3 protein-coding genes and 1 pseudogene are annotated in these 3,644 nt (G+C 66.2%); all 4 read left to right on the top strand.

What is annotated here, in order from left to right; genetic code table 11:
• Positions 1-303 (top strand): annotated as a pseudogene (locus ACXJL8_RS36430) (D-alanine--D-alanine ligase); the annotation flags it as partial.
• A 349-nt stretch (positions 304-652) separates the two neighbouring features.
• On the top strand, positions 653-1,687 hold the full coding sequence (locus ACXJL8_RS36425) for a cell division protein FtsQ/DivIB (RefSeq protein WP_456686572.1): 1,035 nt from the start codon (positions 653-655) through the stop codon (positions 1,685-1,687).
• On the top strand, positions 1,684-3,006 hold the full coding sequence (gene ftsA / locus ACXJL8_RS36420; protein WP_456622400.1) for a cell division protein FtsA: 1,323 nt from the start codon (positions 1,684-1,686) through the stop codon (positions 3,004-3,006). The genes ACXJL8_RS36425 and ftsA overlap by 4 nt, the downstream gene beginning before the upstream one ends.
• A 90-nt stretch (positions 3,007-3,096) precedes the next feature.
• The coding region (locus ACXJL8_RS36415; protein WP_456686571.1) for a cell division protein FtsZ at positions 3,097-3,644 on the top strand (548 nt) is incomplete at its 3' end.

The raw sequence follows: 3,644 nt of genomic DNA, 5'->3' as shown, positions 1-3,644 counted from the left end.
GACTACGCCGCAAAATATCTGCTGAGTACGACGCAGGAGATCTGCCCGGGCCGCTTCACACCGGAGGTCACCGCCGCGCTGAAGCAGCAGGCGATGCTGGCGCATCGCGCGATGTCCTGCACCGGCTATTCCCGCTCCGACTTCATCGCCTCGGACAAGGGCCTGGTCTATCTCGAAACCAACACGCTGCCCGGGCTGACCAAGTCCTCGCTCTACCCCAAGGCGCTGAAGGCCGAAGGCATCGCGTTCGTCGACTTCCTGCGCGGCCTGATCGAGCTCGCCGAGCGGCAGGTGCGGAAATAGTTAGGACTGGTTAACGGCGAAACGGCCGAAACCGCCCGATTTGGTGGCCAAAACCGGTAAAATGCCGGACATCGCGGCATAAATGCCTCACAGCGCGAGGCAAAAAGCTTTCCGCGTTAACGAAGTTTACCTTTTGTTTACCAGGAAGGCCGAAGGTTAACGCTGGCGGCGCATATGGCGCTTTGGCTGCCGGCGCGTGAGCTGTTGCGGGTGATCTCACCTCCAGCGAACGCTTTGATGGGGAAAGGCTTCTTCTGCTGAAGACCAGCACCCGGCCCGGCACGTCCGAGACGTCATGTTCGCCAGGGCCCGCGCGATGTTGCGGGCAAACTGTTGACGAGCTCGTGCAATGGATGGTGCAGGAAGCCTCACCCGGTCGCTTTTCAGATCGCTGAGGCCCCAAGCTGACCTGAAGGCGGCCGCTGTTGGAGCGGTCGTGCTTCTGCGCGAGTGGGTGCAGGACAAGCGCCAGGAAAGACTTCACGCCGCGCGCGCTGCCGCCAAGGACAAGATCAAAGCGAAGGCCAAAGCCGTCATCGAACGCGAGCCGCCGTCGCGTGTGGTGGCGATGGTCGAGCGCTATCTGCCGCGCCGGGTCGGGATCAGCATGACCGTGCTGCTGCTGGTCGGAAGCTGCGGCCTGGGCATCGTCAAGGGCGGCCATCTCCAGGATTTCGTCACCGCGGTCGGCGACGCCCGCAATGCGCTGGCCAATTCCGCCGGCTTCCGCATCACCTCCGTCGTGATCAACGGCCGCAAGCAGCTCAGCCAGGACGAGATCCTGGCGATCGGCGGCGTCAGCGGCCGCTCCTCGCTGCTGTTCCTCGACGCCGACGGCGTCCGCGACAAGCTCAAGGCCAATCCCTGGATCGCGGATGCGACCGTGCTGAAGCTCTATCCGGGCCAGCTCATGATCGAGATCACCGAGCGCAAGGCGTTCGCGCTGTGGCAGCAGGCCGGCCGGCTCTCCGTGATCGCCGATGACGGCGCCGTGCTCGAGCCCTACGTGTCCCGCCGCTTCCTGTCGCTGCCGCTCGTGGTCGGCAAGGGCGCCGAGACGCAGGCCCGCGACTTCCTCGCTCTGCTCGCGCGCTATCCGCAGGTGAACGCGGTGACGAAGGCCGCGATCCTCGTCGGCGAGCGGCGCTGGAACCTGAGGCTGAAGGACGGTCTCGACATCCGCCTGCCCGAGCAGGACGTCGGCAACGCGCTGGCGATGCTGTCCAGGCTCGACAAGGACGACAAGCTGTTCTCCCGCGACATCATCGCGGTCGACATGCGGCTGCCCGATCGCCTGGTGGTGCAATTGTCGGACGACGCCGCCAAGGCGCGCGAGGACCAGTTCAAGGACAAGAAGAAAAAGAAGGCCGGGGATTCCGCATGACCGGTCTTGATCGCACCCAGACGCCGAAGACGCGCCCGATGCCGCACAAGCGCGGCGGCCTCGTCGCCTGCCTCGACATCGGCACCAGCAAGATCGCCTGCATGATCGCGCGGCTGCGGCCGTCGGCGCCGAGCGAGGCCCTGCGCGGCCGCACCCATGCGGTGGAACTGATCGGTTACAGCCAGATCCAGTCGCGCGGCATGAAGGCCGGCGCGGTGGTCGATCTCGCCGAATGCGAGCAGGCGGTGCGCCAGGCCGTCGGGCTKGCGGAGAARATGGCCAAGGTGCGGGTCGATTCCGTGCTGCTGTCGGTCTCCGGCGGCCGGCTCTCCGGCCAGCTGGTCGAAGCCGCSGCCGAYATCCGCGGCGGSGCAGTGACSCCCGCCGATGTCAGCCGCGTCACCTCGACCGGCATGCGCCACGCCACCGGCGAGGGCCGCACCGTGCTGCACGCGCTGCCGGTCGGCTACACGCTCGACGGCGTCAAGGGCATCCGCGATCCCCGTGGCATGGTCGCGCACCAGTTCGGCATCGACATGAATGTCGTCACCTGCGACGCCACGGTGGCGCGGAACCTGATGCTGGCGGTGGAACGCTGCCACCTCAACGTCGAAGCCATGGCGGCGAGCCCCTATGTGGCCGGCCTGTCGGTGCTGACCGACGATGAGGCCGATCTGGGCGCCGCCGTCGTCGAGATGGGCGCGGGGACCACCACGATCGCGGTCTATGCCGGCGGCCACTTCGTCCATGCGGGCGGCTTTGCGGTCGGCGGGCAACACATCACGATGGATCTCGCACGCGGACTCTCCGCGACCATTGCCGATGCCGAGCGAATCAAGACGTTATATGGGACCGTCCTCACCGGCGGATCGGACTCGCGTGAGCTGATGTCTGTACCGACGGCCGGTGACGAGCAGGATCTGCCGCAGATCGTCTCCCGCGCCACCATCGCCAACATCGTCAAGCACCGTGCCGAGGAAATCTTCGAAATGGTCCGCGACAGGCTGAAGGATTCGCCCTTTGCGGCAGAGCCCAATGGGCGCGTCGTGCTCTCGGGCGGCGCCTCGCAGCTCACCGGTCTCGTCGAGCTCGGAACGCAAATTCTCGGCCGGCCGGTCCGGGTCGGACGTCCGCTCGGTTTTGGCCGGCTGCCCAACGAGGCGAAGAACGCCGCGTTCGCGGTGCCCGCAGGGCTCCTGGTCTACCCGCAATATGTTCACCACGAACATGTCGAACCGCGGCATACGCGGCAGCAGGTCAAGACAGGGACCGGCGGTTATTTCGGAAAGGTCGGACGATGGCTACGCGAGGGCTTCTGATGAATCTTTTCCGCAATTCCCGACTTTCACCAACTCCCGCGGCCGCCGGCCGGGGCGAACCCACGCGCGCGTGATCGAGAGGCAGCAACCATGACCATCAGCATCAACGTTCCTGATATTCACGAATTGAAGCCGCGGATCACCGTGTTCGGCGTCGGCGGCGCCGGCGGCAATGCCGTCAACAACATGATCACGGCCGGCCTCCAGGGCGTCGACTTCGTGGTCGCCAACACCGACGCGCAGGCGCTGACGATGTCGAAGGCACAGCGCATCGTGCAGATGGGCACGGCGGTCACGCAAGGCCTGGGCGCAGGCTCGCAGCCGAACGTCGGCGCAGCCGCCGCGGAAGAGGTGATCGACGAGCTGCGCGACCATCTCTCGGGCGCCAACATGGTGTTCGTCACCGCCGGCATGGGCGGCGGCACCGGCACGGGTGCTGCTCCCGTCATCGCCAGGACCGCGCGCGACATGGGCATCCTCACCGTCGGCGTCGTGACCAAGCCGTTCCACTTCGAGGGCGGCCGCCGCATGCGCACCGCCGAAGCCGGCATCAACGAGCTGCACAAGGTCGTCGATACCCTGCTGATCATCCCGAACCAGAACCTGTTCCGGGTCGCCAACGAGAAGACCACCTTCGC

Source organism: Bradyrhizobium sp. P5_C11_2 (genome assembly GCF_054049755.1).
The sequence above is the reverse complement of the archived record's forward strand: the minus strand, read 5'-3'. Positions and strand labels throughout refer to the sequence as shown.